Source organism: Pseudoalteromonas sp. S3776 (assembly GCF_005886915.1).
Lineage (GTDB): Bacteria > Pseudomonadota > Gammaproteobacteria > Enterobacterales > Alteromonadaceae > Pseudoalteromonas.
Genome location: NZ_PNCU01000062.1, coordinates 1 through 26,046, shown reverse-complemented (window position 1 = coordinate 26,046; position 26,046 = coordinate 1). Strand labels below are relative to the sequence as shown.

General features: G+C 40.8%; 28 protein-coding genes and 1 pseudogene. 9 read left to right on the top strand and 20 right to left on the bottom strand.

The window, feature by feature from the left end:
• Together CWC16_RS20060 and CWC16_RS17760 are read left to right on the top strand one after the other, a co-directional pair.
• Nucleotides 1–261, top strand: a pseudogene (locus tag CWC16_RS20060) (hypothetical protein); the annotation flags it as partial.
• Nucleotides 262–350: 89 nt separating this feature from the next.
• On the top strand, nucleotides 351–830 hold the full coding sequence (locus tag CWC16_RS17760) for an RNA recognition motif domain-containing protein (RefSeq protein WP_055020366.1): 480 nt from the start codon (nucleotides 351–353) through the stop codon (nucleotides 828–830).
• Here CWC16_RS17760 and murI read toward each other — a convergent pair.
• Both murI and CWC16_RS17750 read right to left on the bottom strand, forming a co-directional pair.
• The gene (gene murI, locus CWC16_RS17755; protein WP_138542504.1) at nucleotides 793–1,590 is read right to left on the bottom strand and encodes a glutamate racemase; all 798 of its coding nucleotides are present in this window, start codon (nucleotides 1,588–1,590) and stop codon (nucleotides 793–795) included. The two genes, CWC16_RS17760 and murI, sit on opposite strands and share 38 nt — an antisense overlap.
• Before the next feature lie 65 nt (nucleotides 1,591–1,655).
• Complete coding sequence (locus CWC16_RS17750; protein WP_138542503.1) at nucleotides 1,656–2,795, bottom strand: DUF5610 domain-containing protein; 1,140 nt, start codon at nucleotides 2,793–2,795, stop codon at nucleotides 1,656–1,658.
• Between the two features lie 165 nt (nucleotides 2,796–2,960).
• Here CWC16_RS17750 and trmA point away from each other — a divergent pair, with 165 nt between their 5' ends.
• The gene (gene trmA, locus CWC16_RS17745; protein ID WP_138542502.1) at nucleotides 2,961–4,058 is read left to right on the top strand and encodes a tRNA (uridine(54)-C5)-methyltransferase TrmA; all 1,098 of its coding nucleotides are present in this window, start codon (nucleotides 2,961–2,963) and stop codon (nucleotides 4,056–4,058) included.
• A gap of 10 nt (nucleotides 4,059–4,068) precedes the next feature.
• Here trmA and CWC16_RS17740 read toward each other — a convergent pair whose 3' ends face one another.
• The 5 genes from CWC16_RS17740 to ccoG are packed head-to-tail and all read right to left on the bottom strand — an operon-like array spanning nucleotide 4,069 to nucleotide 8,343.
• Nucleotides 4,069–4,521, bottom strand: a complete 453-nt coding sequence (locus CWC16_RS17740) for a 2-thiouracil desulfurase family protein (protein WP_138542501.1) — start codon at nucleotides 4,519–4,521, stop codon at nucleotides 4,069–4,071.
• A 58-nt stretch (nucleotides 4,522–4,579) separates the two neighbouring features.
• Complete coding sequence (locus CWC16_RS17735) at nucleotides 4,580–5,218, bottom strand: thiol:disulfide interchange protein DsbA/DsbL (protein ID WP_004588433.1); 639 nt, start codon at nucleotides 5,216–5,218, stop codon at nucleotides 4,580–4,582.
• A gap of 18 nt (nucleotides 5,219–5,236) precedes the next feature.
• Nucleotides 5,237–5,860, bottom strand: a complete 624-nt coding sequence (locus CWC16_RS17730) for a thiol:disulfide interchange protein DsbA/DsbL (protein WP_138542500.1) — start codon at nucleotides 5,858–5,860, stop codon at nucleotides 5,237–5,239.
• 30 nt (nucleotides 5,861–5,890) lie between these two features.
• Nucleotides 5,891–6,865 (bottom strand): serine/threonine protein kinase, encoded by a 975-nt coding sequence (locus CWC16_RS17725; protein ID WP_138542499.1) that lies wholly within the window; start codon nucleotides 6,863–6,865, stop codon nucleotides 5,891–5,893.
• Nucleotides 6,866–6,912: 47 nt separating this feature from the next.
• A complete protein-coding gene (gene ccoG, locus CWC16_RS17720; protein ID WP_138542498.1) occupies nucleotides 6,913–8,343 on the bottom strand; it encodes a cytochrome c oxidase accessory protein CcoG in 1,431 nt (476 codons plus the stop codon).
• A gap of 288 nt (nucleotides 8,344–8,631) precedes the next feature.
• Here ccoG and CWC16_RS17715 point away from each other — a divergent pair, with 288 nt between their 5' ends.
• Nucleotides 8,632–8,991, top strand: a complete 360-nt coding sequence (locus CWC16_RS17715; RefSeq protein WP_138542497.1) for a hypothetical protein — start codon at nucleotides 8,632–8,634, stop codon at nucleotides 8,989–8,991.
• Nucleotides 8,991–9,197: a hypothetical protein gene (locus CWC16_RS17710; RefSeq protein WP_055016773.1), complete on the top strand. Its 207-nt coding sequence runs from the start codon at nucleotides 8,991–8,993 to the stop codon at nucleotides 9,195–9,197. The genes CWC16_RS17715 and CWC16_RS17710 overlap by 1 nt, the downstream gene beginning before the upstream one ends.
• 30 nt (nucleotides 9,198–9,227) lie before the next feature.
• Here the strand turns inward: CWC16_RS17710 and CWC16_RS17705 are convergent, their stop codons facing one another.
• The 13 genes from CWC16_RS17705 to gspC all read right to left on the bottom strand — a co-directional run bounded on the left by CWC16_RS17705 (nucleotide 9,228) and on the right by gspC (nucleotide 21,225).
• Nucleotides 9,228–9,815, bottom strand: a complete 588-nt coding sequence (locus CWC16_RS17705) for a UPF0149 family protein (protein WP_138542496.1) — start codon at nucleotides 9,813–9,815, stop codon at nucleotides 9,228–9,230.
• 18 nt (nucleotides 9,816–9,833) lie between these two features.
• Nucleotides 9,834–10,592, bottom strand: coding sequence for a type II secretion system protein N (locus tag CWC16_RS17700; protein WP_138542495.1), 759 nt, complete (start codon nucleotides 10,590–10,592; stop codon nucleotides 9,834–9,836).
• A 3-nt stretch (nucleotides 10,593–10,595) separates the two neighbouring features.
• Nucleotides 10,596–11,069: a type II secretion system protein M gene (locus tag CWC16_RS17695; protein ID WP_138542494.1), complete on the bottom strand. Its 474-nt coding sequence runs from the start codon at nucleotides 11,067–11,069 to the stop codon at nucleotides 10,596–10,598.
• Nucleotides 11,066–12,274, bottom strand: a complete 1,209-nt coding sequence (gene gspL / locus CWC16_RS17690; protein WP_138542493.1) for a type II secretion system protein GspL — start codon at nucleotides 12,272–12,274, stop codon at nucleotides 11,066–11,068. The genes CWC16_RS17695 and gspL overlap by 4 nt, the downstream gene beginning before the upstream one ends.
• Nucleotides 12,271–13,257, bottom strand: a complete 987-nt coding sequence (gspK, locus tag CWC16_RS17685) for a type II secretion system minor pseudopilin GspK (protein ID WP_138542492.1) — start codon at nucleotides 13,255–13,257, stop codon at nucleotides 12,271–12,273. Before gspK ends, gspL begins: the two co-directional genes overlap by 4 nt.
• Nucleotides 13,257–13,877, bottom strand: a complete 621-nt coding sequence (gspJ, locus tag CWC16_RS17680) for a type II secretion system minor pseudopilin GspJ (RefSeq protein ID WP_138542491.1) — start codon at nucleotides 13,875–13,877, stop codon at nucleotides 13,257–13,259. Before gspJ ends, gspK begins: the two co-directional genes overlap by 1 nt.
• 3 nt (nucleotides 13,878–13,880) lie before the next feature.
• Nucleotides 13,881–14,252, bottom strand: a complete 372-nt coding sequence (gene gspI / locus CWC16_RS17675; protein ID WP_138542490.1) for a type II secretion system minor pseudopilin GspI — start codon at nucleotides 14,250–14,252, stop codon at nucleotides 13,881–13,883.
• 2 nt (nucleotides 14,253–14,254) lie between these two features.
• Complete coding sequence (gene gspH, locus CWC16_RS17670; RefSeq protein ID WP_138542489.1) at nucleotides 14,255–14,839, bottom strand: type II secretion system minor pseudopilin GspH; 585 nt, start codon at nucleotides 14,837–14,839, stop codon at nucleotides 14,255–14,257.
• A 50-nt stretch (nucleotides 14,840–14,889) separates the two neighbouring features.
• On the bottom strand, nucleotides 14,890–15,312 hold the full coding sequence (gspG, locus tag CWC16_RS17665) for a type II secretion system major pseudopilin GspG (protein WP_138542488.1): 423 nt from the start codon (nucleotides 15,310–15,312) through the stop codon (nucleotides 14,890–14,892).
• A 79-nt stretch (nucleotides 15,313–15,391) separates the two neighbouring features.
• Nucleotides 15,392–16,627, bottom strand: coding sequence for a type II secretion system inner membrane protein GspF (gene gspF / locus CWC16_RS17660; protein WP_138542487.1), 1,236 nt, complete (start codon nucleotides 16,625–16,627; stop codon nucleotides 15,392–15,394).
• Nucleotides 16,628–16,629: 2 nt separating this feature from the next.
• Nucleotides 16,630–18,198 (bottom strand): type II secretion system ATPase GspE, encoded by a 1,569-nt coding sequence (gspE, locus tag CWC16_RS17655; RefSeq protein ID WP_138542486.1) that lies wholly within the window; start codon nucleotides 18,196–18,198, stop codon nucleotides 16,630–16,632.
• Complete coding sequence (gene gspD / locus CWC16_RS17650; protein ID WP_055016762.1) at nucleotides 18,191–20,260, bottom strand: type II secretion system secretin GspD; 2,070 nt, start codon at nucleotides 20,258–20,260, stop codon at nucleotides 18,191–18,193. The genes gspE and gspD overlap by 8 nt, the downstream gene beginning before the upstream one ends.
• A 23-nt stretch (nucleotides 20,261–20,283) precedes the next feature.
• Nucleotides 20,284–21,225 (bottom strand): type II secretion system protein GspC, encoded by a 942-nt coding sequence (gene gspC / locus CWC16_RS17645; protein ID WP_138542485.1) that lies wholly within the window; start codon nucleotides 21,223–21,225, stop codon nucleotides 20,284–20,286.
• 213 nt (nucleotides 21,226–21,438) lie between these two features.
• On the opposite strand from gspC, the gene hslR reads away from it, so the two are divergent.
• The 4 genes from hslR (at nucleotide 21,439) to CWC16_RS20295 (ending at nucleotide 25,197) form a co-directional block, all read left to right on the top strand.
• On the top strand, nucleotides 21,439–21,861 hold the full coding sequence (hslR, locus tag CWC16_RS17640; RefSeq protein ID WP_138542484.1) for a ribosome-associated heat shock protein Hsp15: 423 nt from the start codon (nucleotides 21,439–21,441) through the stop codon (nucleotides 21,859–21,861).
• Between the two features lie 12 nt (nucleotides 21,862–21,873).
• Entirely contained in the window at nucleotides 21,874–22,719 is an 846-nt protein-coding gene (hslO, locus tag CWC16_RS17635) for an Hsp33 family molecular chaperone HslO (protein ID WP_138542483.1), read from the top strand.
• A gap of 261 nt (nucleotides 22,720–22,980) precedes the next feature.
• Nucleotides 22,981–24,519, top strand: coding sequence for a phosphoenolpyruvate carboxykinase (locus CWC16_RS17630; protein WP_138542482.1), 1,539 nt, complete (start codon nucleotides 22,981–22,983; stop codon nucleotides 24,517–24,519).
• A 168-nt stretch (nucleotides 24,520–24,687) separates the two neighbouring features.
• Nucleotides 24,688–25,197 carry a PepSY domain-containing protein gene (locus CWC16_RS20295; RefSeq protein WP_249929303.1) on the top strand — a complete coding sequence of 170 codons (510 nt, stop codon included), beginning with the start codon at nucleotides 24,688–24,690 and terminating at the stop codon, nucleotides 25,195–25,197.
• Nucleotides 25,198–26,046: the final 849 nt, after the last annotated feature.

Here is a 26,046-nt window from a genome sequence, read left to right as displayed (position 1 = left end):
CCTCGTCAACACTTAACTTTGCTAAACTCGAAAGCTGTTAAAACCGAAGTTTTACTTAACTCTCTGAGCAGCTCGCGCCTCGCTATGCGTTGGCGTTCCCCGTCTCAGTGGGGTCGCATTATAGGGAGATCCGAAAACAGATCAACCCTTTTTTTAGATCTTTTTACTGTTCGAACAAAAATAAAGCAAAACAGCGTAAAACTAGCTAAATCACCGGCTAAGATGATGCTTTTTTATACTGATTTTTATTATTTAATATAAATTTCATTGCTATGTTCGTTTAAGACGTTAAGATAGCAAGTTCACAATGTTAAATTAATGTTTATTTCCTGTTTATTGGTAGATCTAAAATGAAATTACCCGATCAAAAATCTTTTATCTTCTCTGTTATTCTTGCTGTAGTTGGTTTTGTTATTGTTGAGTTTGCTTTAGGCAGCTTAGCTTTAAGCCCAGCATTGCTATTTGGTGCTGGTTTATTAATTGGTGGGATTGCTATTGCTGCAATGTCATCGGAAGGTGGTGAAGAAGCTGAAGTAAAAACAAAAACACTTTATGTTGGTAATCTTCCTTATCGTGCAAATGAAGGGGTTGTTCGCGCTTTGTTTGAAGAACAAGGTAAAGTTTTCAACGTGCGCCTATTAAAGGATAAAAATACTGGCAAACGTCGTGGCTTTGGTTTTGTTGAAATGGCGCAGGCAGATGCAGACAATGCAATTGCTAAGTTAAACGATAGTGAGTTTCAACAGCGTACTTTAAAAGTGCGTGAGGCGAAACAAAAACAAGAAGATGATTCTAGCTCTTTACGCACTGGGACGGATCAATCAGTGTAACGTGCTTTATAGCTAGCTTATTACTCAAAACATTAGCCGTTGCATAATATTGCAGCGGCTTTTTTTTGTCTGTAAATTTATTTCCAAAGTTATGCTGATCTAATAGATAGTTTACTCTGCTGGCAATGGCCGCGCCTGAATCGAGTAATTGCACTGAGTTATTAAAGTGCGCTTGTAGAGCGTTGCTAAGGATTGGAAAATGTGTGCAACCTAGTACAAGTACATCTATATCTGAGTTAATGCGCAAACGCGTAAGCTCTTTATGTAGTTTGAATGTATCTAGTTTTTGAGAAAAAAATAGCTGCTCTGCCAATGCCACCAGCTCCACACTGCTATATAAACTCACTGTTACCTTACTGGCATGCTCTTTTATTAGTGTATGAGTATAGTGGCTTGCCACTGTGGCAGGGGTTGCTAATAAGCCGATGTGCTTTGTGCGGGTTTCTTCAGCAGCAGGTTTTATTGCCGGCACTACGCCGACTATAGGTATTGAAGTAATTTTGCGTACTTCACTTAAGGCTGATGTAGAAGCTGTATTGCAAGCTATAACAATAAGATCGACACCAAGCGCATTTTGCTCAATAAAATAAATGAGTGAGCATAAGCGGCCTATAATAGTTTGCTGAGTTTGCGCGCCATAAGGGAGTAATGCATTATCCATAAAGTAGCTGTACTGTGCATTTGGAATACGCTTTTGAATATGCTCAAGCACAGTGGTGCCACCTATACCTGAATCAAATACCATTATGTGGGCTGACAAACTTTGGTTCCTACTGTTTACTAAGAACGGCAGTTTGCCATGAGGTTTTTATAAAAGAAAGCAGTTTAGCTTTGCTCAGACTTTAGTGCGTCGAGTGACTCGCCCGCTGAATTCAATTGGTTTAGGTTTTCAAACATTGCTTGGGTGTAATCAACGAGCTGATCGACCGCTGCTTGATCTTGGTTTAGCCACTCTATAATACCGGCAAGCTGATCTTGTAGGCCTAGTTGCGATGCTTTATTAAATGCATTTTTTAGATCGTCATTAAAAGGTGCGATCGCATCGGCTACCTCTTTTGTTGGGTTTGGCTGATATTGCTCATAACTTTTAACGGTAGCAACTGTTTTTGTTTGGCGAAGATCCATTGAAAATGCAACAAGTTGCTCACTGCCTAAGCTCAGCTCTTGTGCTTTTTCAAACGCTTCATCTAAGTCACCACTAAAGAATGTTTTACTTACACCTTGTAGCTCTTCCATCATGGCATTAATAGCATTTTGCTCTTGTTCGTTTAAATCACCATTAACTGACATTGAAAAAGACAGCTCACGAGATTGCGACGATGAACTGGCAAACGATTCGCTGTTATTACTTTGCTGATACCCGCTCGCTGTTTGCGACTCATATGCATCAGCAAAGCTAATACTGACTTCATCACCTTCGGCTGTTGTAAACTTATACTCGGCGTTACTGCTCATACTTACATATTGTGCTTGGCTTACGCTTACACTGGCCGGTTGTGGATTAAATAGAGTTTGCTCAAACTCATCAAGCCCCTCAAAAATGCCTTCTTTTGACTTATCGATGCCCTCTTGCATTTCTTCGTTAAATACACCGGTGCCTTTTAGTTCATCAACCGCTTCGTCTATACCGGTTTGAACTCCAGTGCGCGCATCGTCTAACATATTTTTTAATTTATCGTCATCGGCTCCATTGGCTTTGGCTTTATTAACTGCGCCCGAGACAAAGTCGAGTACATTTTTTACTATTTCATCAAAATCGAATAAAGGTTTATCGGCTTGTTTTTGCTCAACAGGTAAACCTAGCTGCTCTGCCATTTTGTCGCCAAGCACTTTTGCAGCAAGTTCTCTGCCTCGCTGTAATGAACTTTCTTGCGGAGATTGGATTGTTGGCTGCTGTAGCGCCTCTTTATTATTGAATTTGTTTACGTTGTTGTTTGGCGTATAGCCATAATTACCGATTTTCATGATCCACCTCCGTTACAAACTTAGCTTATTATCGGCTAATAGTGATAAAACTAAAGTGTATGTTTAAAAAAACAGCAACTTTATTATCAGCAAAACTAGACAAATACTGCTCGCTCCCTACAATAGCGCCGATAAATAGATCTCATAGATAAGGTAGTAGCATTAATGGCAGTGATTAAAATAGATACCACACAGTACGATACGCAGCTAACTGAGAAAGAGCAGCGTATTACGTCGCAATTTAAGCGATTTGGTGTGCAAGCGTTAGAGGTGTTTAGCTCTGAGCCAATTAACTACCGCCAACGTGCTGAATTTAGAGTATGGCACGATGGGGATGATCTATTTCATATTATGTTTGATCAGGCCACGAAAGAAAAAATTCGCGTCGACACCTTTGACCCTGCAGCGCCATTAGTTGGTGAAGTTATGCAGGTGATGATTGATAATTTAAAGTCATGTGAAGTATTACGTCGTAAGCTGTTTCAAATCGATTACTTATCGTCATTAAGTGGCGAAATTTTAGTAAGCTTGCTTTATCACAAACCACTCGATGATCAGTGGCTAACTGAAATAAAAGCCCTGAAAGAAAAACTGAGCAGTAAGTACAATATTGACTTTATCGGTCGTGCGCGCAAACAAAAAGAAGTACTAGGCAATGATTTTGTTACTGAGCGTTTAACCGTAAACGGCCAGGAGCTTATTTATCAACAAGTAGAAAATAGCTTTACGCAACCTAACGCTAAAGTGAATATAAAAATGCTGGAGTGGGCACAAGACTTATGTAAACCACTTAGAAATGACCTACTGGAGCTTTACTGTGGTAATGGTAATTTCTCTATCGCATTAGCGGGTTCATTTAATCGCGTATTAGCTACTGAAATATCTAAGTCTTCTGTGCATTCAGCGCAATACAACATTGCTAAAAATAAAGTAGATAACTTAGATATAATTCGCATGTCGAGTGAAGAGTTTACCCAGGCAATGAATGGTGAACGTACCTTTTCGCGTTTAGAGGGGATAGATTTAAAAAGTTACGATTGCCAAACTATTTTAGTCGACCCTCCACGTGCAGGTATGGATACCCTTACATGTGACTTAGTGGCCAACTACGAGAACATTATTTATATATCGTGCAACCCAGACACACTTGAGCGCGATTTAGATCATTTAACCCGCACTCATCATGTTAAGCGCTTTGCGATATTTGATCAGTTCCCTTATACGCATCACATAGAATCGGGTGTTTTCTTACAAAGAAAATAGTGAGTTAATATTATAATGCCAGCACCTTTATAAGTGCTGGTATTTGATTTTCACTAAACACTTCAATTTGATGCTCCATCAGCAACTTAGCAGTCATACCCATGCCCTGTACTTTTACCCCACTATGGCTACCATCATAAATTGTATTTCTACCACACGAAGGGCTCGACTCTTTAAGTAAAGCAAAACGAATTGCATGCTCATTACATAAGTCTAGGGCTTTAGCTGCACCTGATTTAAATTCTTTAGTTACATCCTCATAAGTGCTCGTTACTACTCTGCCTTGTTTTATCTCTGCTGATGCTCTAGGGGTTGGCAATCCACCAGCCACCTCAGGACAAAACATAACTAACCTATTTTCTTTACGCCATACATTAATTTGCGGGTGTAATAATGCTTGGCTTTTACCATCGTATCGAACAGGTAAGCCAAATAAACAACTCGATATTAATATTTTTTCCATTACTATATCCCTATAAACAAAAAAGCTCCTTACGGAGCTTTTTTGGTTTTAGCAAATCTTACTTGTTCGCTAAATAGTTAATTAATTTACTAATATCTTCTGGCGCAGTAATACCAGACTCACGGCCTAGGTTTAATTTGTATTTACCATTTACGATAAAGGTTGGTACGCCACGTAGCGCGCCTTTTTCTTTAAAGTAATTTTGGTCACGCTTCATTTTAGAGCTTAATGTACGTACCGAAAAACTTTTGTATAGTTTATCAAACTTATCGCCATCAACGCCCTGCGCTACAAACACATCTTTTACATCTGCAAGCTCGTTAAATTTAGCGCGCTTAGTGTGGATATGATTAAAAATAGCCGCAACAATTTTATCTTTTTGTGGAAGTACTTCCGCGGTGGCTAACGCTTGGCTCATCATTTGTTGGTTTTCTGGATCGCGAACACCGACAAAATCAACATGGCTCTTTTTAAATTTAACGTCTTTGTCTAGCTTTGGCTTAAACTCACCAATTAATGCTTCCATGTTATTACAAGCAGGGCAATAAAATGAGAAAAACTCTTTTACCTCTGGCTTTTTAGTGGCGCGCTCTGCAACCACATCGTAATGCACGCCTTCTTCATAAGTGGCAGCTACACTGCTAGCAGCCATAGGCAGTAGTAATGCAAGTAAACCTGCTTTAACTAATTTGATCATTGTTATTGTTCTCCGAGATTAAAGTGTCAATAAAAACGCAACTAACTCATTCAGTTCTTGCTGGTTATTAATGGTGTTAATGTTTATTTTATATTTATCGTTTACGATAAAGGTAGGCACACCAGTTAGCGCACCTAGTTTTGAATATTTATTTTGTTTGTCTTGCATTGCGCGCTCAGCTGAAATAATTGGCATGCTGGCAATGTCTTGATCAAACGTTGCGCTATCGATACCGTTAACTTCAAGTAATTTTTTAACGTCTTTCATTTGCGTTAAAGGTGCGCGCTGTACATGAATACTTTTAAAAATTTGGTCGCTGATACTTTGTGCTTGACCGTGCTTTTTAGCGATTAAGTAGGCGTAGCTTAAGTTGCTTTGTGCCTGTGGTGATACGCCACCTAAAAAATTAACGTGGTTTTTTATAAATTCAGTGCCCGCAGGTAGGCTTTTTTCAATTGCCTTTGCAACAGGCTCAAATTTAAAACAATGCGGACAGTAAAACGAGAAAAATTCGGTTACTTGCGGCTCTGCGCTTTTTTCTACATCAATAACAGTATATTGGTTATCGGCTTCAAACTGTGCAGCAAAGGCTGCAAATGGTAAGCATAAAAGTAATAGGCTCAGTTTCAATTTTTTAAGCATTGGTATCTCGTGTACTTTTTAAATAAAATTTTATGGCAATAACTTCAGCGGGGCTTCTTGCAATGCGGCAAGTTGCTCTTTGAGCGCTAAAATTTGTTGCTCCCAGTATTTGTCTTCAGCAAACCATGAAAAGTTCCGTACGAACGCCGGATCACTCCATCGTTTAGCCACCCAACCCATATAGTGAATAATACGCATTGCACGAAGCGGTTCAATTAATTTGAGTTGAGCGTGGTCAAAATCACAAAACTCTTCATACGCATTTACAAGGGTGTCTAACTGTAACAGCTGTGTTTGACGATCGCCACTGAGCATCATCCATAAATCTTGAATGGCCGGCCCTTGGCGAGCGTCATCTAAATCAACAAACATAAGTGCTTCGCCTGCCCATAAAATATTACCTGCGTGGCAATCACCATGTAAGCGTATCGTTTGCACATTTTTATACTGAGCTTGCGCTTGCTCAATAACCAAGTCCAATATGGTGTAAAAAGCCGTGCTGATCCCCATAGGTACCAAATTACTTTTTTGCAGATGAACTTTAGCTGTATGCAAATATTCTTCGCAGCTAAACGTGGGTCTGTGCTCAAATGCTTTGCTTTTAGCTACTTGATGCATTCGGCCAATTAAACGACCCATTACATCAAGCTGATCTAAGTTATCCACCTCAAACTGCCGCCCGCCTACACTTGGAAATAACACAAATACATAACCTTTGTGCTCAAATAAGCTTTCTCCGTTGTGCTTAATGGGTGCAACAACGGGTACTTCAGCCTCGGCAAGCTCGTATGCAAAGTCATGCTCTTCTTGTATTTGCGCTTTGCTCCAGCGCTCAGGTCGGTAAAACTTAACAACGTAGCGCAGGCCATCTTCCGCCTTAAATTGGTAGACTCTGTTTTCGTAGCTATTAAGTGCTAATAAACCTGACTCTGCATATACACCAACGCTTTCTATCGCATCGAGAATTAAGTCGGGCGTTAAATCTTCAAAACTAAATTTACTCATGGGCTTCTTAATGTAAAAAGCGGGTTACCCCGCTTTTGTTAGTGTGTTTATCGCGCTTTAAAAAAATTACTCGGTTGCGATATGCTTTCATCGGGGTCATTAACCGGTGAAAGTACAAAGTTAAACTCCGTCATTGGCGCTTTTAAATCATACGGGTCCATCACAAGTGACAGTGGCACATTATGCGATTGCCCTGCTTGCACTGTAAATGTTTGTTTGCCAATGTACTTAAAGTTTTCAAGGCCTTGAACATCAATATTAAAGGTTTGCTCGTACTGCGCCTTGTTGATTACTTTTAATGTATAGGTGTTTTCTACCAAGCCATTAAAGTCAACACGATACAGTTGGTTACGGTCTCGTATTATGTCAAAGTCCATAGGCTTTCTAAATGCAATGTTAGCCACCAGCGCACTGGTAAGCACCACCAGAATGACCGTGTAACCTATGATTTTAGCTCGCAGTGGGTTGGTTTTATTTTCAGGTGTTTCGAGATTACGCTCTGTAGTATAAGAAATAAGACCACGCGGATAATTCATTTTATCCATTACACCATCGCAGGCATCAATACATGCACCACAGTTAATACACTCGGCTTGCAAACCATTACGAATATCTATCCCTGTAGGGCACACCTGCACACATAAGTTACAGTCTATACAGTCGCCCATTTCTAAATCTTCGTGGGCAATTTTACGCGAACGTGGGCCTCGGCTTTCGCCGCGTTTTTCATCGTACGTTACGGTGTAAGTGTCTTTATCAAACATAGCCGATTGAAAACGCGAATAGGGGCAAATGTGTAAACACATAATTTCACGCATCCACCCTGCGTTAGCGTAGGTACACGCGGCAAAGAAAACAATACTTACCAGCGCGTAGCCACCTACATTAAAAGTAACAAAGTCAGGGAGTAATTCACGGATAGGCGTAAAGTATCCGACAAACGAAATCGCCGTATATAAGGCAAATAAAACCCAACTGGTGTGCTTTGATGTTTTTCGCCAAAACTTATCAAAGTCCATCGGGCGTTGATCTAGCTTTTTACGCTGATTCGCTGTGCCTTCAAACTTTTCTTCAAACCAAATAAATATAAAGGTCCATACCGTTTGCGGGCAGGTATAGCCACACCATACTCTTCCATAAAAGGTAGTAACCAAAAAGAGTGCAAACGCGGCCAACATAAATATAAAGGCTAATATAGTGAAATCTTGCGGCCACAGCGTTAGCCCAAAAATATTGTACTTTTGACCTACTAAATCAAATAACACAGCTTGCTGGCCATTAAAATTTATCCAAGGCAAAAGCATAAAAGCAAGCATGCCTAATAAACCTATACGCTGTCTAAGTAACTGATGAAGCCCTTTTACTGCGCGAACATAAATTCGGTTACGTGGATTAAACCTGTCGTCTTGACGGCTTAAATCCGGTTGTTGGATTTTAACCTCTGCAGGTATATTCTTTACTTTAATTTGCTTGTCCATCGAAGTTCCTCAACGCCGCTTGGAAATAAAAACGTAGCAATATGTGCGTATTCTATACAGTAACTGTAGTTCGTTAATGGTAAGTGTGATTAGTTTAAATAATCAGCTGTTTGAATACTTTCAGATATTTCAGAAATATCTAACTGCTGTTGGCTATTATAACAATGCTGGCTAAAATTACAGGTATAGATTGCTAATAATTTATTCATCTCAGTTACTTGCTTTTAAAATGCAGTTTATTACACTGCTTGCTAAAATTACCCCATTAAGATCAAGGTTTACGCATTTATGAAAAAATTTATTATATTGGTCATTTTGATCCTTGCGTTTTTTACTATTGATCACCCATTAGTCAAAGAGCCCCGTGAAAAGCTATTAGGTGAAGGTGTGGGTTTTTTAAGTGATGCGAGCAAAATAAACCGTAGCCCTGCAGCCAATATGGCTAAAAACCGTATTAGCAGTGCATTAAAGCTATCTGAGTCTGAGAACGAATATATTGAAAAAACCTTTACCACTGATGATTCAGTGCAGTTATTTCATTTACGTTATTGCCGCGAGCGTGACTTAAATTTATATTTTTACGAAGAGCGTTTAAATACAGTGTGTAAAATTGTATCGGATGCATTAGATCAAAAGAGAGCTAAGTAGTGGATTTTTCGCAACTAAACAAAAAAGCGAGTGACTCTTTTCAGAAACAGCGCACAATACTTAAAAAGCTATCGCAAGGAAAAACCTTGTACTGTGAGCAGTGCGGCGAGGTGTTAACACTCGATTTAGCCACCAATGAACCGGGTAAAGGTGTTGTTAAGTGTAAAAAAGGCTGCACTGATATTATTTTAGAACTTGGCGCTTAATTATCCTAAGCGCCGTTTAATACCTAAAGGCTACTCTTCCCACCCTTCATCTGTAATCAGCCCACTGTTTATGGCCACCACCTCAATTAGCTCGGCAAAACCTAATGCAAAGTCGCCCATTGATTCGTACTGATACTGATATAAGGCTTCGAGTGTCATGTTGTTTTGCTGCGCAATTTGCACTCTTGTTTGCTCATCAACAGCAAAAAAGCTAAGCGTACTTAGCGCACTCTCTAGTGCTTCTTTGTACTGAGGCTCTAACGCAGGAGCTGTTAATAGAGGTTGTGCGTATTCTTGAGTAGCACGTAAAAAACCTTCACTCCAGGCTTGGGTATACTCAAGGTCAAAATCAGCGGGTAACTTGTAACCTGTTTCAAATACTTGCTCACTAATTTGATGGTACAACGCCATAAATAAAAACAGTATTTCTTCGTCTAAATCGTTAGCCGTATTAGGCACGATATGCGCTAACCACTGGTGAACTTCTAATGGGCTTGGCGAGCAAATAACCCCAAATAGATAGCCTTGGCTTTTTGTTAATGACATAGCCTGAGGTTGTGTACTCAAAAATGCACTTAATTGCTGTGCGTGTTGTTCGTTAAACTGTGGTAATTGCATTAAATCTCTTTTGTTACATTAAAAATTAAGTGGGTAGCGGCCCTGTGCATCAGGGCGGCCTAAAAACTTAACCGCGTCGTGCACATCTTTGGGTAAGCTGGCATCAGGTTTAACATAGCCTGCTACTTTAAAGTCAAAGTTAGCTTTAAGTGTTGCGTCGGCTTCAAGGCCTAAGGTGTTATCTGGGTCGACCAAAATGGCTATATCGCCCGACTTACAGCTTAACATGCCACTCAGTGGCCCAATATTAAACCAGCCATTAAAGCCTTTAACATCTATATTTGGGCTGGCAATCTCGCCTTTTAATGACTCACAATAAGGCACACCTGAGGTGTACTCATTCAGCTCTAAAATGACACGACCTTTGGCGGTAGCCGGTATAGGTAATGCAATACGTTGCATGGCACGCTCTACGGTCGAGCGAATTATACCATCGGTAACGGTAACCACATTATTAAATAGTCCGTAATTCACATCAGCATAGCCCGAAATATCGCTACGCTCACGCGGGTTACCAAATTTTAAGTTAGCATTTAAATTGCCAGTAAATAACTGCAAGCCAGCAATATCCCAGCGAACATTATTTAGCTGTTCGTCTTGATAGCGCACCTGCATCATTTGACCTTGCCACACAGTCCCTACGGTTTGGCCTATTTCAAGCTGCTTTGGTAGGTACGGCTTAGCTAGGTCTAACGCAATGGCCGCTGGTAATTTCATTATGCAAAACACAATAAAGCTAATAAAAAATACCACTGATAATATTATTATTTTTTTCATTCATTACTTCTCTAGTACTAAGCGACTTACACGTACAAACCCTGATTTATCATCTTTGCTTAAATCCAGGTTCTCTACTCTTAAGCCATGCTGATTAACCAGTTCATCTAACCATTCTATTAATTGATTAAACTCTACCGAATCAAGCGTTAAACGTAACGAGTTATCGTTAGGCTGCATTTTACTAATAGTAATACGGTAGCGACTACGCGTTGAATTAACCACTTGGCTAATGTTTTGATTGCTAATTGCCTGCGTGTTACCCGCCGCTTTTAACTTTACTATGCTTTGATCAACCCATACGAGCAGTTCTTGTTGAGTGACATACGACTTTTTGGCTTTATCTATGGCGTTATTTAAAGGTCTAAAAATGCCCATTACTAAAACAAAAACAACAAATATACCACCAGCAACCATAATCAATTGCTGCTCTTGCTCTTTTAATGAGCGCCAGTATTGCATTATCTGCTTTTTCATACTGCACCTCGCAGTTTTATTTCGCCTACTACAAAGTCGCCATCGTTATTTAACGACCCTTGTTCAACCGTTAATCCTTGTTGCTCCAGTATACTTTTTACTTTACCAAACGTTTGAAAATCTTTTGCGCGTGCGCGTATTCGCAGCTCATTACGGCGCTTATCGTAACGTAGGGTTTCTGGCGTAAATTCGCTTATTTGCGAAAATACGCCAACTAATTCGCTGGTCAAATCTAAAAACCCGGCTTCACTTTCGCCATTAATGGTTTTAAGCGCGCCCCTGATTTGGCTTTTAATTAAGTTAGGACGTACTTTAGTTCCTGGGAATGCTTTTTGGTATCTATCTACCACCTGGGCTTTAGCAAGCTCAACACGCGAGTTAAGTTGATTTAGTTCAATCAGCTTTATTGCAATGGTAGCAAATAAAGCAACACCGGTAATAATGGCTGCGCCCTTCCAATAACCCCACCACAGTGCACTTTTCTTTTTAAGCTGGTACATACCTTGACGTAAATTAAATTTAACGCTGGTAAGTTGTTTGGCAAATAAGGCCAATGGTAAATCGTAGTCACTTGTTTGAGCAATAAGGTTAATACTTTCAGGAAACTGATTAGCTGGGCTATAGTGCTTTACGCTCGGCTCACCAAGCGCACTTAAGTAATCCCTTAGCCAGCTATTTTCAACAGCACTAATATGCCAATCGCCTCTTTTAAATAACCACTGATTATTAAGCTCTATGGCGGTTAATGTATCATCCTCGCTGGTAGGCAGTAGCAGAGCATCAGGTAAAATGGTGTATACCGCCAAATTATGCTCTGAAAATAAAGCAAGCCAAGCCTCAAACCACGCGCGGTCAGTTAGGGCAACTTTAATTGCATGCTGCTCATTAATCATGGTGGGCTCGCCAATTGCGACAAATAGCTCGTCTATATCACACGCAATATCTTCTTCGAGCATGTATGGCAACGCTTGCTCTAACTTACGATTCCATTTAGTTGGTAACGCCACTGTTTTAAGCTGCACCTGATCGCTAGGCATTAATACCACTACCTCGCGGGTTTGCGCTTTTTCACTTAGCTCACTTAAACGGCTTGCATCGGCTAATTCCCCACTGGCAATTATTTCTTGTTCTTGTGGTGAATAAATTAACCAATTTAATTTATCTTGCTCTGTTTGACCCGTGCGGATCAGCAGTATTTCTGTCACTGTACGCCTCCAAATTTTCGCGCCAGTATCGTTACTTCGCCATTTTTGGCATGAAGTAATGTGGTCATCGAAAAACGCAAATCGACAAATGTCGCCTGCGTTTGTAATTTAAAATATTCGCTGTTAATACTAAATAACGCTTTAACCGAATCTAAATTTGTACCGCCTTGCTGCTGTACCTCGGAAAAAAATTCATCTACGCTATCAAATCCGGTTTCAGGACGCGCTGCTATAACCGCCTCCGCGCCCGATAACGATAATTCGTCAATCATGGCACTTAAAATAAGTGCTTGTTCGGGAAGTAACGTATTGACGTTAATCGATAATAAGGGAGACCCCGGGATAACACACACAAAAGGTAATACCTTTTCCATTACTAGCGGATTAAAACCTTTTACCAAACGCAGCTCAGAAGGTGATGCAAATAAACTATTTGCGCTCATATAAGGGTAATCCCGAGATAAATACTCGTCTTCTTCAGCGCCTGAACGATAGGTAATGCTGTTTTCATCAAGCCAGTCAAATACACTGTCTGCCATTGCTTCTTCGCTTTCCTCGGCAGGTAAATCTTCAATGTTTTCTAATAATGCAAACAGTGCTTTATGGGCAGGGTTGGTTTTGCTCGTAGAGTTTGGGTCTGGCGCTTCCCCTAATGCATTTAAATTTAAACACGCTTGTAAGTCAGTAATTTTACCGCTTAGCGTACCGTTATCTACAGGGTATTGAGTGTCGCCTTGCGTGGCCCAAACCTGATCTAATGAGGTTTTGTCAGGATCATCGTCTTTACTTAACTTTAGTGCCTTTATCGCCAGCTCTTCAGCGCCGTAGGCATACCACTTTGCTTGCTGATGACCTTGCAGGTTAGTGCTTTTTTGAACCTGCACCATTAAATTAGCACTCATTTCTACAGCTAATATCGCGGCCAGTGCAACAATAAACAGCACAATAACTAATGCGGCACCGCGAGTTTTGTGCTTATTCATTAATTACTCTCCCCGCTGTTTTTGCCCTGCCCGGGTACTAAAAAAACACGACGAATAGGCTCTGCCTCAATTTGCTGCAAAGTAACTGCAACCGCTTTAGGTAACGCTTTTATTTGCCATTGCTCTTGCCATTCGTTGTTGGCATCTAAAAATTCAAATTTAAGCTCTTCAATACCCTTTAAAACAACTTGTACCCGCGGCTCCATATTATCAAGCTGATCTACATACACTCTGTATACACGTTCTAAATTGTCATCAACTACTCTATACCCTACAGCTTGTAACTCAGAACGAGGCAGCAAATTAATCGGGTTTACCCAGCCATCGCGTACAAACGCAATACCATCGTATTGGCTTTCTAATAAATAACGCCCTGCTAGTAAGTATTGCGCTTGTGCATCACCGGCTTCATTACGTACAGTGCGCTGGGTCATTTGGCTAAAGTCTTGGTCCATTAACCTAAATGCGGTTTGTAGGCCGTTAAGCTCCGCTATTTTTTCATCAGAGGCTTCTTTTGCTTTGGTGGTTGAGTCTAAAATTTGGTGAGTCGCCATAATCACCACCGCTAAAATAGCCATAGCAACTAATACTTCGATTAATGTAAATCCGCGCTGCTTCACTTATTAGCTGCCTTTATTTAAATAAGTTGAAAGCTCGTACATCGATTGCTCATATTTTTCATCGCTAAAAACATTTATGGTCACTTTTACAAAGCTTTTGTCTGCTGTTTTTGCTATTTCTTGCTTCCAAAACCACTCAACGCCCGCCATTACTTCGCTGCCACGCGCGCCATTTTTAGCCTGCCAATCTTTACCTTTGCTACGCTGCTCCACGAGCACATTTTCTGCCACCCACGATGCATACGTTTGCTCTTCAAGTGTGGTTAAATGATTTATATGCTCGCCGGTTGCTTGCATAGCCGCAATCCCAGCCATAGCACAAATACTTAACGCTACAAGCACTTCGAGTAAGGTAAAGCCTTTATTTAGCCTCATTATTATGGCTCTTTTCGCAAATTAACAGGGGCCGTAAATTCCCCTTCAATGTAATACACAGGCTCACTTTGCTCTTTTAATTCAATAATAAGCTGAAAGGCGCTAACCTCACCAGATGATAAAATAAGGACTTGCGGTATTTTTAGTTTTTCAAGCTCTAATAAGCTATCGTCATCGCCGCCGCTCATTAGCTCACGCCAATTAGCTTGCTCAAGTAAGTTCTCTTGTGACCAGGCTAAATCTTCTAAATTGAGCGTGAGTTTTAGCCGTTCATCAAGCTCAATGGGTTTGTAAAGGTCTTCGCGGTCAAAGGTAATCCATTTTTCGCCATCAAATACTAAAAACTCAAGGGTGTTTTCTTCAACCATTAAGCCAAGTTCTATTTGATTTAAAATAGCAAATTCAGAGGCCATGTTAATGGTGGTATGCAGCCTAAGCGCTTGAGTATCAAGCTCATCTTCGGCGCCGCCTTCTAAGCTGTATACCACCATTTTGGTCGCAAATGCGATAATAGTCAGTACCACTAAAATTTCTATTAAGCTAAACCCACGATGGTGGGCGCGCATACGATTAAGGCTTACTTGCATAGTAAGCCTCGTGCAATCGTATTTAACCGTACTGCTTGGTTAAGTCGCATTTATTGCTCGTCTTCGTTCCAGTTGCCAATATCATCATCGGTACCAGCTTCGCCATCGGGTCCCATTGAAAAAATATCAAACTTGCCAATTTCGCCTGGGCTAATTAGCTGGTAAGCATTACCCCATGGGTCTTCTGGTAATTCATTAATAAAACCACCATCGGGGAAACGCTTAGGAATTGGCTCAATGCTGGTTTTATTTACCAGTGCTTCAAGACCTTGCTCTGTGCTTGGGTAGCTCTTATTTTTTAGCTTGTATAAGCTCATTGCATCTTCAAGCTGTTGAATATCTAAATGTGCTTTATCGATAGCAGCTTCTTCTTGTTGGCCCATAATATTAGGCGCCACAATTGACATAATCATCCCGATAATAACCAATACCACCATTACTTCGAGTAAAGAAAAACCTGATTGTTTATTCACGTAAATACCTCATTTTCCAAAAACATAATTTAATTTGGCATCATCTAAGTAAATATTCACTTAGCTAACCCCTTAAAGCTTAAAGTCCTACTGCTTTATTCATTGCCATTATTGGCTGTAAAATAGCCATTACTATAAACAAAACAATCACTGCCATAGAGGCAATCATTGCTGGCTCTAATAATTTTAATGATACGTTTACCATGCTTTCAAACTCACGGTCTTGGTTATTAGCCGCGCGCTCTAACATTTGTTCTAACTCACCTGATTTTTCACCGCTGGCGATCATGTGTAGCATCATCGGTGGAAATAATTTAGTTTGCTGTAAGGCCGCTCTCAGGCTTGCACCTTCACTGACTCTATCGGCAGCATCGGCCACCGACTTTTTCATTTTTTCATTGGCTAATACACCACCCGAAATACGCATTCCTTCAAGTAGTGGCACTGAGCTTGACGATAAAATACTGAGTGTACGAGCAAAACGTGCTGTATTAATACCCCGCGCTACTTTACCAAAACCAGGCATGTGCAGAACGCGGTCGTCCCACCAAAAGCGAATTTTAGGTTGTTTAAGTGCATGTTTAATGCCTACTGCCAGCGCAGTAATGACTAACAAACTTATAAACCAATAATTTTGTACAAAGTGACTGCCTGCCATAACCCATTCGGTCGTCCAAGGCAGTACTTGCTTCGTTTTTTCGAAGGTTTTTAAAATTTTGGGTACCACAGTACCGAGCAACACCGACACAATACCAATAGCAAAAATAACCAAAATGGTGGGGTAAACCATGGCTTGAGTAATTTGGCTGCGCATGTGTTGACGTTGTTCGGTGTAATCGGCCAGGCGATTTAATACTTGGTCAAGGTGCCCTGATTTTTCACCTGCGGCTACCATTGCTCGGTATAAATCATCAAATACATGAGGAAATTCACTCATACCATCGGCCAGAGTGTAACCCTCTACTACCTTTGAACGTACCGACATAAGCATACGTTTTAAGCGAGGCTTTTCACATTGCTCTGCCACCGCCATTACGGCCCCTTCAACAGGTAACGCCGATTGAATGAGGGTAGCAAGCTGGCGCGTAATAAGGGCTAAATCGGAGGTCGATACGCTGGGTTTAAAAAAACGACTTAATAACGGCGTTTTTGCGCCACTAACTTGTTTTTCCCCTTCTGCTGCAGGGACAACTTCAAGCGGCGTAAGTTTTTTTTCGCGCAGCGCTTGGCGAATTTGCTTGGCTGTATCGGCTTCTAAAATGCCTTTTTGCTCTTTCCCTCGGCCATCAAGGGCACGGTATTCAAACGCCGCCATGGTTAGGCTTCCTCACGGGTAACGCGTAGAATTTCTTCAAGGGTTGTTTTGCCTGCCAGTACCCGGCTGCAGCCATCTTGGCGTATGCTTGGGCTTTTTTGGCGAATGTATTTTTCAACACTTTGTTCGCCTTTGCCACTGTGTATCATTTCGCGTATTTCTTCATCAACCACCAGTAATTCATGAATACCAGTACGGCCACGGTAACCATTAAAGTTACACTCTTCACACCCTACTGCGCGGTAAATTGTAGGTGCGCTATCAAAAGGGACACCTAGTAGCTCACATTCACGTTCATCAGCAGTGTGACCTTCTTTACAGCTATTACATAAAGTACGTACCAAGCGCTGCGACAGCACGCCTAACAATGACGATGAAAGTAAGAATGGTTCTACCCCCATGTCTTCCATACGGGTAATTGCGCCCGAGGCGGTATTGGTATGAAGTGTAGACATCACTAAGTGACCTGTAAGTGATGCTTGCACGCCAATTTGCGCGGTTTCAAGGTCACGTATTTCACCAACCATGACTACATCGGGATCCTGACGTAATATTGCGCGAAGCCCGCGGGCGAAGGTCATGTCTACTTTGGTATTTACTTGTGTTTGGCCAATCCCCGGAATTTCGTACTCTATTGGGTCTTCTACCGTTAAAATATTGCGATCGCGAGAGTTTATTTGGCTCATACCGGCGTACAAAGTGGTACTTTTACCAGACCCCGTTGGGCCAGTAACCAAAATAATACCGTGTGGTTTACTAATTAAATCAGCAAACAACTCTCGGTTTTGCGGCGTCATGCCTAAATCTTCTAGGTTTAAGCGGGCATTATTTTTATCAAGTAAACGCAGTACTACACGCTCACCAAAGCTAGATGGCATAGTAGATACACGCACATCTACTGCACGCCCTGCAATACGCAGGCTGATACGGCCATCTTGCGGAATACGTTTTTCTGCTATATCTAGTTTCGCCATTACCTTAATACGCGATACTAATAACGAGGCTAACTTACGATTAGGTTTAAGCACTTCTTTTAATACGCCATCAACCCTAAAACGAATCACAAGCTCTTGCTCAAAGGTTTCGATATGTATATCGGATGCACCTTCTTTAATTGCTTCGCTTAACATGGCGTTGATTAGCTTGATGATAGGCGCATCATCATCGCCGGCTAATAAATCTTCGGTTTGTGGGAGCTCATCGGCAAGGGAGAATAAATCAACCTCGTTACCAATATCTTCCATCATTTGTTGTGTTTCAGAGCTATCGCGCTGATACGCCGCCTCTAATAGTAACTCAAATTTATCGTCAGCTAATTGCTCGAGAGTAAAGCCGTTCCCTGCAATACGACGCACTTCTAACAATACTTCAACATCTAGCTCGCCGCGGTAATACACAACTTGCTGTTCATTATTTTTACTAAGCAGTACACCCGCTCTGCGCGCATAGGAAAAAGGTAAACGTTTTGGAGGCAACTCAACTAAGTCGTTACTTGTCAGTAACTCCTCAGATCGCGGTTCATCACTGCGATGAACCACTTCTTCGTTTATTTGTTCTATTGCGCTAGTCATCTTCACGCTCTGCACGTTCTTTAGAGCTTAATGCTTTTAAGTGCTCTTCATAAGTTGGTGGCAAAATAAGCTCATCATCCCACGATGGAAGTAAAGGAACATCTGAATTTGGCATCAGTTCTATGCCATCTTCTTTTTCTTTCATTTGCTCGCCACGGATAAAGTTGTACTTATTAAAGCTTAACTTGTTCATATTAACGCCATCACGAATAATAGTTGGGCGAATAAATACAATAAGATTACGCTTGCGTTTGGTGGTATTCGTTGACTTAAATAAGTGACCCAAAATTGGAATATCACCTAAAATTGGCACCTTAGACACACTTTCTTGTACGTCTTCATCAATTAGGCCGCCTAACACAACCATACCACCATCATCAGCCATAACGGTTGTGGTAATAGCGCGTTTATTAACAGAAATATCAACAGCGGTTGCACCACTTACACTTGATACTTCTTGTTCAATTAATAATTGTACTGCTGAGCCATCATTAATTTGTGGGGTTACTTTTAACTTTACACCTACTTCTTGGCGTTCAATGGTCTGAAATGGGTTGTCGTTATTACTACCTGTTTGCGAACCAGTAATAATGGGCACTTCTTGACCCACTATCATCGACGCTTCTTCATTATCCATGGTGGTAATAGAAGGCGTAGCTAAAATATTTGAGTTGGTATCGGTTGAAACAGCTTGAATAATGGCACCCCAGTCGTTTTTAACTAAACCAAATGCTAAGCCATTTACACCACTTAGTAATGAAGCAAGTGCAGTGTAGTCACCCTCGGTCGTTTCATCATAGCTGGTAACATTACCGGTTTCTGTACCTATTATGGTTTGGGTGGTTGTGGTGTCTTGCGCTTGAATACCGGCAACCGCTAATGAGCCTACTGGTACCGTTGAGCCATTGTTAAATTGCAGCATACCGCCATCTTCTGAAATCCATTGCGTACCTAAGTTGACGCCATCTGATTCCATTACTTCAACAATTATGGCCTCTACAAGTACTTGCGCGCGGCGAATGTCGAGCCTATCAATTACGGTCTCTAATGAACGCATGGTATCGGGCTGAGCGGTAATAACTAACGAGTTTGAATCTGGATGTGCTTCAATACTGGCATCGTTTTTATTGTTTGTACGAGTTTTACTTGTGCCTTGGCCATCTTCTGCAAGCGTTTTACTTACCCCTTGTAGTACTTTTACTAAATCTTCTGCTTTGGCGTAGTTTAAGTAAAATACTTTGGTGTTGCCTTGGCTTTCAAGTTCGCCATCTAGTCGCTTAATTAGTTCTATAGCCCGGGTACGGGCCTGCCCTTCACCGCTTACAATTACGCTATTTGTACGGCCATCCGCAACCACCTTAGGAATTAAAAATTCTGGTACGCTGCCTTTGCCGCTGTCTTTGTAAATATTTTCAACAACCGATACAACGTCATCTGCCGTTGCGTATTTAAGCTTAACAATATCTACACGCTTATCACCGGCTTGATCTACCGAGCGAATAATTTCCACTAAGCGGTTAACCGACGCAGCATGACCAGTAAGCATCATGACATTGGCTGCATTAAAGTTTGCTACATGGCCACCGTCTTTTTGATCGCTAAACTGGCGCACTAATGGACCAAGTTCTTGAACACTTACATTTTTAACCCGTACCACACGGGTGATCATCATATCGCCCGATGCAGCGCTGTTTTCGGTAATTAGCGGTACATTTGATTTTTTAGCGTCAGAGCTTTTTTCAATTTTAATAATACCGTTGTCCATTTCTACTGCTGAGTAGCCATACACTTCAAGTACATTTAAGAAAAATTGGTAGTACAGCGCTTCATCCATTAACTCATAACTGCGTACGTTTACTTTACCGCGCACATTTGGGTCAATGATCACTGTTTTATTAAGGTTTTTACCAACAATATTTATAAACTCGTTGATATCTGTGCCTTTAAAGTTTGCAGCATATTCAACAGCTGAAACCGACAACGAAATACTGGCTGCTAAAAAAAGCGCTGCGTACTTAGCTAACCCTTTTTTAATTTTTTTGAGGTGTAGCACCTGAACCATTATGTTAAAACTCCAAAGCTAAGTTATTGCAGGCTAAATTGCACATCGATTTGCTCACCGTCACGTTCTATCGTGATTGTAGCGTCGCTAGTGTTGCGCAGCTCATTAATAGCTGCCATTGCCTGTTGTAAATCTGTTAATTGGTAACCGTTTATAGCCACGGCTAAATCATTATTTTGTAAACCCATTTGCTTAAACAATGCTGGCTCTTTACCGGGGCTTAAACGATAGCCAATTAATTCACCATCACGCATTGCTTGTGAAACACGAATATAATCAAATAACTTTCCAGGCTCACTTAGTAGCTCTTCTCGTGTTTCTTTTATTGCTTCTTTTACATCAGGGTCAGCGGTTGCGTTAATTTGCAACTCGCTTTGCTTTAACTTTTGTGGTCCCATATCTTGTTCTTCACGGGCTGCTAGCACAGGCATAGACACTTTTTTTGTAAAGTCTAGACCATCTAGCATTAGCGTTTCAAATCGCCCATTTACACTTAAAATAACGCGATCGGGGAGTATTTGTGCAACTTTTGCACGTGTTCCTTGCACAACTTCTTCAACAAGATAGCTTACTTGGCGCCCCTGTGATTCGATAATAGCTACACCTGCTTTATCGTCATTACTCACCGCAACAATGCCAGTTAAGTTAATGCTCAAGCGTGTTTCTGGCGCATTATTAATTACTTCGTTTTGCTGTGCAGTATTAGTTTCATTTGTTACAGTTTTTTTACCAAACAAAAATTGCTCTATAATGCTTTGTACAGAAGTCGCACTTGAAGCCTTTGTTTGGTTTGAATAATGTAAAGGTGAAAGCGGTGTTGCGATAGGTTGAGGCCAAACTAGCCATACTAGCTTTGAGAATAAATAAGCAAGGTAAACAACAACTAACAGCGTAACTACTGCGCTTAATTTAGCATGGGGTAGCCGTGTTAAAAATTGTTTAAGCTGTTGAATTTGCTGTTCCATAATAATGTTCTTATTTTAATTTACTGCATAAGCGCGTACCCATAGTACCCTTTCATTTTTCATTCAACAAGCACACTAATATTAAACTTTGTAAACAGATTAATATGGCAATGTAATGTTGACTAAAAAAACAACACGCGCCGTCATACCTTCATCCTACGATGATTTCATGATAAATTTTACGATATATAAATAGTCGATTGAAGAAGCCTAATGAGTAAAAAAAATAATACCAATGCCGACTCAGACCACAGTAGTGAGCCAAAAGTTCGCTTAGATAAGTGGTTGTGGGCCGCGCGCTTTTACAAAACCCGTGCGCTTGCGCGCGAAATGGTACAAGGCGGCAAAGTACATTATAATGGACAACGTACTAAAGCGAGTAAAATTGTGGAGGTTGGCGCGACCATAAAACTTACTCAGGGCGTTGATGAAAAGCTTATCAAGGTTCTTAAAGTGCTTGAAAAACGCCAAAGCGCCCCCATTGCACAGACCTTGTATCAAGAAACTGACGCAAGTATTGCAAAACGCGAAGAAAACGCCATCGCACGCAAAAACAACAGTTTCTTTGCTCCACATCCGGATAAAAAGCCAGATAAAAAGCAAAGGCGCGAACTTTTAAAAATGAAATCAAGTTAGGTATAGCCGCTCATGCAACAAGATTTACTTCACCGTTATTTATTCGACAAACTCGATGTTCGTGGCGAACTCGTTCAAATTGAACACGCCTACAACGAGATGATAGCTAATCATAATTACCCTGAGCCAGTTAAAGCATTATTAGGTGAATTACTCGTTGCAACGTGTTTATTGACTGCAACTTTAAAATTTGAAGGTGAAATAGCCGTTCAGCTACAAGGCGATGGCCCTGTTAAATACGCTGTTATTAACGGTGATGATAAGCAAAACATGCGTGGTATTGCCCGCATGCAAAGCGAGGTTAGCGGCTCAACAGTTAAAGAGCTTGTAGGCAAAGGCTACATGGTAATTACGATTACCCCAACTAAAGGGGAGCGTTACCAAGGCATAGTACCTCTTGAGCACGATACATTAAGTGAATGCATTGAAAGCTACTTTGAGCAATCAGAACAGTTAAAAACTCGACTATGGTTTGCAACTAATACAAGCGAAGGTAAAGCGAAAGCGTGTGGCTTATTTTTACAAGTACTGCCAGTGGATAAACAAAAGTCAATAGATGACTTTACCCACTTAGAGGCTCTGAGCGATACAATAAAACCCGAAGAACTATTAGAACTAGATGCTAATACGGTTTTAACACGCTTATACCACGAAGATAATCCACGCGTGTTTGACCCGCAAGCTATTACATTTAAATGTGGCTGCAGCCGAGATAAAACTATCGCCGCGTTAGTAAATGTAGGTCAGCAAGAGTTACTTGACGACGTTGCTGAAAATGGCACAGTGAATATTAGCTGCCACTACTGCTTAAAAGAATATATATTTGACGAGCAAGATATTAAAAATATTTTTAATTAGACTCCCACTTCATAGTTAAATATAAAGCCGCAAAATATGCGGTTTTATATTATAAAATGATGATACCGGTGTCATGAATTTTGTTAATTTACTGACACCGGTATCATTGAAATTATTCATGTTTTTTAGCAAATATATGTGTTTTTAGGGCCTTTACAGGCTCGAATATCTCAAATCCTTCTGTTACTATAATTTCAGCTTAAGGGAACTAAGAACCCAGAGCTATCCCGTTCAAACTCTCACACATAGTTAGGTATAAACATGACTACAAGCGCAACACGTTTTGTCGATTTAACCGCAGCTGAACTTGTCGAGCACGCGATTCGTCGTGGCGAAGGGACACTAGCCGCAAATGGAGCCTTTGTTGCATTTACAGGCAAGCGTACTGGTCGCTCGCCAAAAGACCGTTTTATTGTAAAAGAAGCAACAACACAAGATGATATCCAATGGGGTAATGTAAACCGCCCATTCGATGCAGACAAATTTGACGCTTTATGGGCTCGCGTAGAAGCACATGTGCAAAGTAATGACCACTTCACCTCTCACCTAGAAGTTGGCGCAGACCCTGAGCACTATCTACCTGTCGTTGTTACTACAGAAACAGCGTGGCACCATATTTTTGCTAAAAACATGTTTATTGAGCCTAAAAACTATAATGCATCTGATTTACCCCAATGGCAGGTAATGAATGTACCTTCGTTTGTATGTGATCCACAGCGTGATGGCACCAACAGCGACGGTACAGTTATTATTAACTTTGCTCAACGCAAAGTGTTACTTGCCGGTATGCGTTATGCCGGTGAAATGAAAAAATCGATGTTCTCCGTTCAAAACTTTCTTCTCCCTGCTAAAGGTGTATTACCTATGCATTGCTCAGCTAATGTTGGCGAAGCAGGTGATACAGCATTGTTCTTTGGCTTATCAGGCACTGGTAAAACGACTTTATCAGCCGATCCTACACGCTTTTTAATTGGTGACGACGAACACGGTTGGGCACCAGGAAGCGTATTTAATATCGAAGGCGGCTGTTACGCTAAATGTATCGACCTCTCACAAAAAAATGAGCCAGTGATTTGGAATGCTATTCGCTTTGGTACAATTTTAGAAAATGTTGTATTGGATGAAACGCGCACACCTGACTTTAATGATACAAGCTTAACGCAAAATAGCCGTGCTGCTTACCCCCTAGAGCACGTAGAAAAGCGAAAAGTAGAAAACCGTGCTGGCGAGCCTAAAGCTGTTGTATTTTTAACCTGTGATGTAAGCGGTGTTTTACCACCGGTTTCAGTGCTTAGCGAAGAAGCCGCTGCTTTTCACTTTTTAAGTGGTTACACGGCTAAAGTAGGCTCAACAGAGATTGGCTCAACTAGCGATATAGAATCTACATTCTCAACGTGTTTTGGCGCCCCTTTCTTCCCTCGCCCTGCAGGTGTATACGCAGAGCTACTAATGAAGCGTGTACGCGAATTTGGCGCAAAGGTTTACCTTGTAAATACAGGGTGGACTGGCGGCCCATACGGAACCGGTAAACGTTTTGACATCCCAACTACTCGCGCAGTTATTGATGCAATTGTATCTGGTAAGCTTGCCAATGTTGAGACTCAGCATATCGATGTATTAAACCTAGACGTACCAATGGAAGTCCCAGGTGTGGATAGCAAGCTACTTAACCCAATTAATACATGGGAAGATAAAGCAAAATATAATGAATATGCAGCAAAACTTGCCGCTGACTTCACTGAAAACTTTGCTAAATACGATGTCTCAGATGATATAAAAAATGCAGGCCCAAAAGCATAATTAATTACCGAGCCTGATTTAAACGCCAGCTTATAAAGCTGGTGTTTTTGTTTGCCACGCTAATTTTATTGCTGCAACATTTTGTCTCAGCTCTTTTCTATTAAACAAAGATACAATACGTACTCCCTATACTGCATACTTTTAGTGGTTACTCTTTTATGCCTTTTAATGGATCATGGCGAAAATAACAAGACATGTACATTTATATCTAGTCTTATCTATTGGAGGTTTACTCGAGTCATCGCCCTAACTGGTTCTATACTCGTTTATTACCCCGAACTAAATGAAACTATAAGTAATTTAAGTACAGAAACAGCGAAGCCTTTAAACTGGGATACCGCATATCAAACGTTAAAAACTCACTACCCAGATAAACAAGGCTCGTGGCGTTTAGAAACCACCAAAGATAAACATTATATCCCCGCAAGATATTACAACCAAAACAAAACCGTGGAGCACGCTTTTGCACCGCTAATGGTTTGGCTAAGCCTTGATAGCAAACATATATTCCGTGAGAAAGTATGGGGTAACTACTTTGTTACCTGGATTTATAACGTGCACTTTTCGTTACTTGCAGGCAACACTGGAACAATCGTTATCGGCTATGTAGTAATAGGTAGCCTTACACTCCTCATATCATGCCTATACGCTTGGAGGCCTAAAAAAGGACTGGGCTAAGGCATTACAGTTTAAAGCGCGCAGATCTTCACTGGGCTTGTTGTATGACTGACATAAGCTACTTGGTTTAACTTTTGCTCTGCCTTTAATCCTCTTAACAGCAACCGGTATAATGCTGGCAATACCCAAACAAACCGATCCTTTAATAACAGCCCTTCTTGGAAATATAGACAAATCTAATAGCGCAACCGTAAAATCAAAGAATAGTAATTCTTTATCAGCAGCACTTAGTACAGCACAAAAGGCCATGCCAAATACACGCCTTGCATGGGTAGACACCCGTCAAATCACAATGCGGTATATCGTTTTAGGTTCAAAACCAAAAGCGATCCCTCTTATCGCTTTCCTCACAGTTTTGTACAAGTAAATGCAAACACAGGAGAGCTCATAAGTGTTTTTAATATAGATAAGATGCGCGTTGCCAGTAAATTTAAAAAATGGTTGCATCCGCTACACAATGGCAGCATTGGCGATCAACCTTTACGAATTCTATGGGTTTAATCAGATGTCGCCACCGCTTTGCTATTTGCCCTTGGCCTTTTTAGGTGGCTTATTAAAACTAAACGATTTAAGTAAACTATAAGCTAATTACAAAGCTTATTTAATATATTAAACGAGCTTTTCAAAGCCTAAACCTACTTGTGTAGCTAGCTAGAACCGAACTTACGAAACGTAATTCAATGAAAAGCTATATAGATAGTCTAACTAAGTTATAGCTAATACCAAGCCACATAATCAAGTAATCTATTTAAAGGATGGGAAAACGTATTAAGGGCTGAATATTACTTTTCTGCAGACGTAAAAAAACCCGACTATTACTAGTCGGGTTTTCTTGTAATTGGAGCCTGG

Coding starts and splice junctions, on each gene's coding strand:
- ccoG (WP_138542498.1), bottom strand. CDS start 8,343: ATGGACAAGCAAATTAAAGTAAAGAATATACCTGCAGAGGTTAAAATC.
- gspE (WP_138542486.1), bottom strand. CDS start 18,198: ATGACTAGCGCAATAGAACAAATAAACGAAGAAGTGGTTCATCGCAGT.
- gspD (WP_055016762.1), bottom strand. CDS start 20,260: ATGGTTCAGGTGCTACACCTCAAAAAAATTAAAAAAGGGTTAGCTAAG.
- CWC16_RS17740 (WP_138542501.1), bottom strand. CDS start 4,521: ATGGAAAAAATATTAATATCGAGTTGTTTATTTGGCTTACCTGTTCGA.
- hslO (WP_138542483.1), top strand. CDS start 21,874: ATGCAACAAGATTTACTTCACCGTTATTTATTCGACAAACTCGATGTT.
- CWC16_RS17705 (WP_138542496.1), bottom strand. CDS start 9,815: ATGCAATTACCACAGTTTAACGAACAACACGCACAGCAATTAAGTGCA.
- gspK (WP_138542492.1), bottom strand. CDS start 13,257: ATGAATAAGCACAAAACTCGCGGTGCCGCATTAGTTATTGTGCTGTTT.
- CWC16_RS17730 (WP_138542500.1), bottom strand. CDS start 5,860: ATGCTTAAAAAATTGAAACTGAGCCTATTACTTTTATGCTTACCATTT.
- CWC16_RS17725 (WP_138542499.1), bottom strand. CDS start 6,865: ATGAGTAAATTTAGTTTTGAAGATTTAACGCCCGACTTAATTCTCGAT.
- gspI (WP_138542490.1), bottom strand. CDS start 14,252: ATGAGGCTAAATAAAGGCTTTACCTTACTCGAAGTGCTTGTAGCGTTA.
- gspC (WP_138542485.1), bottom strand. CDS start 21,225: ATGGAACAGCAAATTCAACAGCTTAAACAATTTTTAACACGGCTACCC.
- gspF (WP_138542487.1), bottom strand. CDS start 16,627: ATGGCGGCGTTTGAATACCGTGCCCTTGATGGCCGAGGGAAAGAGCAA.
- CWC16_RS17700 (WP_138542495.1), bottom strand. CDS start 10,592: ATGAAAAAAATAATAATATTATCAGTGGTATTTTTTATTAGCTTTATT.
- CWC16_RS17715 (WP_138542497.1), top strand. CDS start 8,632: ATGAAAAAATTTATTATATTGGTCATTTTGATCCTTGCGTTTTTTACT.
- gspH (WP_138542489.1), bottom strand. CDS start 14,839: ATGCAAGTAAGCCTTAATCGTATGCGCGCCCACCATCGTGGGTTTAGC.
- CWC16_RS20295 (WP_249929303.1), top strand. CDS start 24,688: ATGGATCATGGCGAAAATAACAAGACATGTACATTTATATCTAGTCTT.
- CWC16_RS17695 (WP_138542494.1), bottom strand. CDS start 11,069: ATGAAAAAGCAGATAATGCAATACTGGCGCTCATTAAAAGAGCAAGAG.
- CWC16_RS17750 (WP_138542503.1), bottom strand. CDS start 2,795: ATGAAAATCGGTAATTATGGCTATACGCCAAACAACAACGTAAACAAA.
- CWC16_RS17630 (WP_138542482.1), top strand. CDS start 22,981: ATGACTACAAGCGCAACACGTTTTGTCGATTTAACCGCAGCTGAACTT.
- CWC16_RS17760 (WP_055020366.1), top strand. CDS start 351: ATGAAATTACCCGATCAAAAATCTTTTATCTTCTCTGTTATTCTTGCT.
- trmA (WP_138542502.1), top strand. CDS start 2,961: ATGGCAGTGATTAAAATAGATACCACACAGTACGATACGCAGCTAACT.
- CWC16_RS17735 (WP_004588433.1), bottom strand. CDS start 5,218: ATGATCAAATTAGTTAAAGCAGGTTTACTTGCATTACTACTGCCTATG.
- hslR (WP_138542484.1), top strand. CDS start 21,439: ATGAGTAAAAAAAATAATACCAATGCCGACTCAGACCACAGTAGTGAG.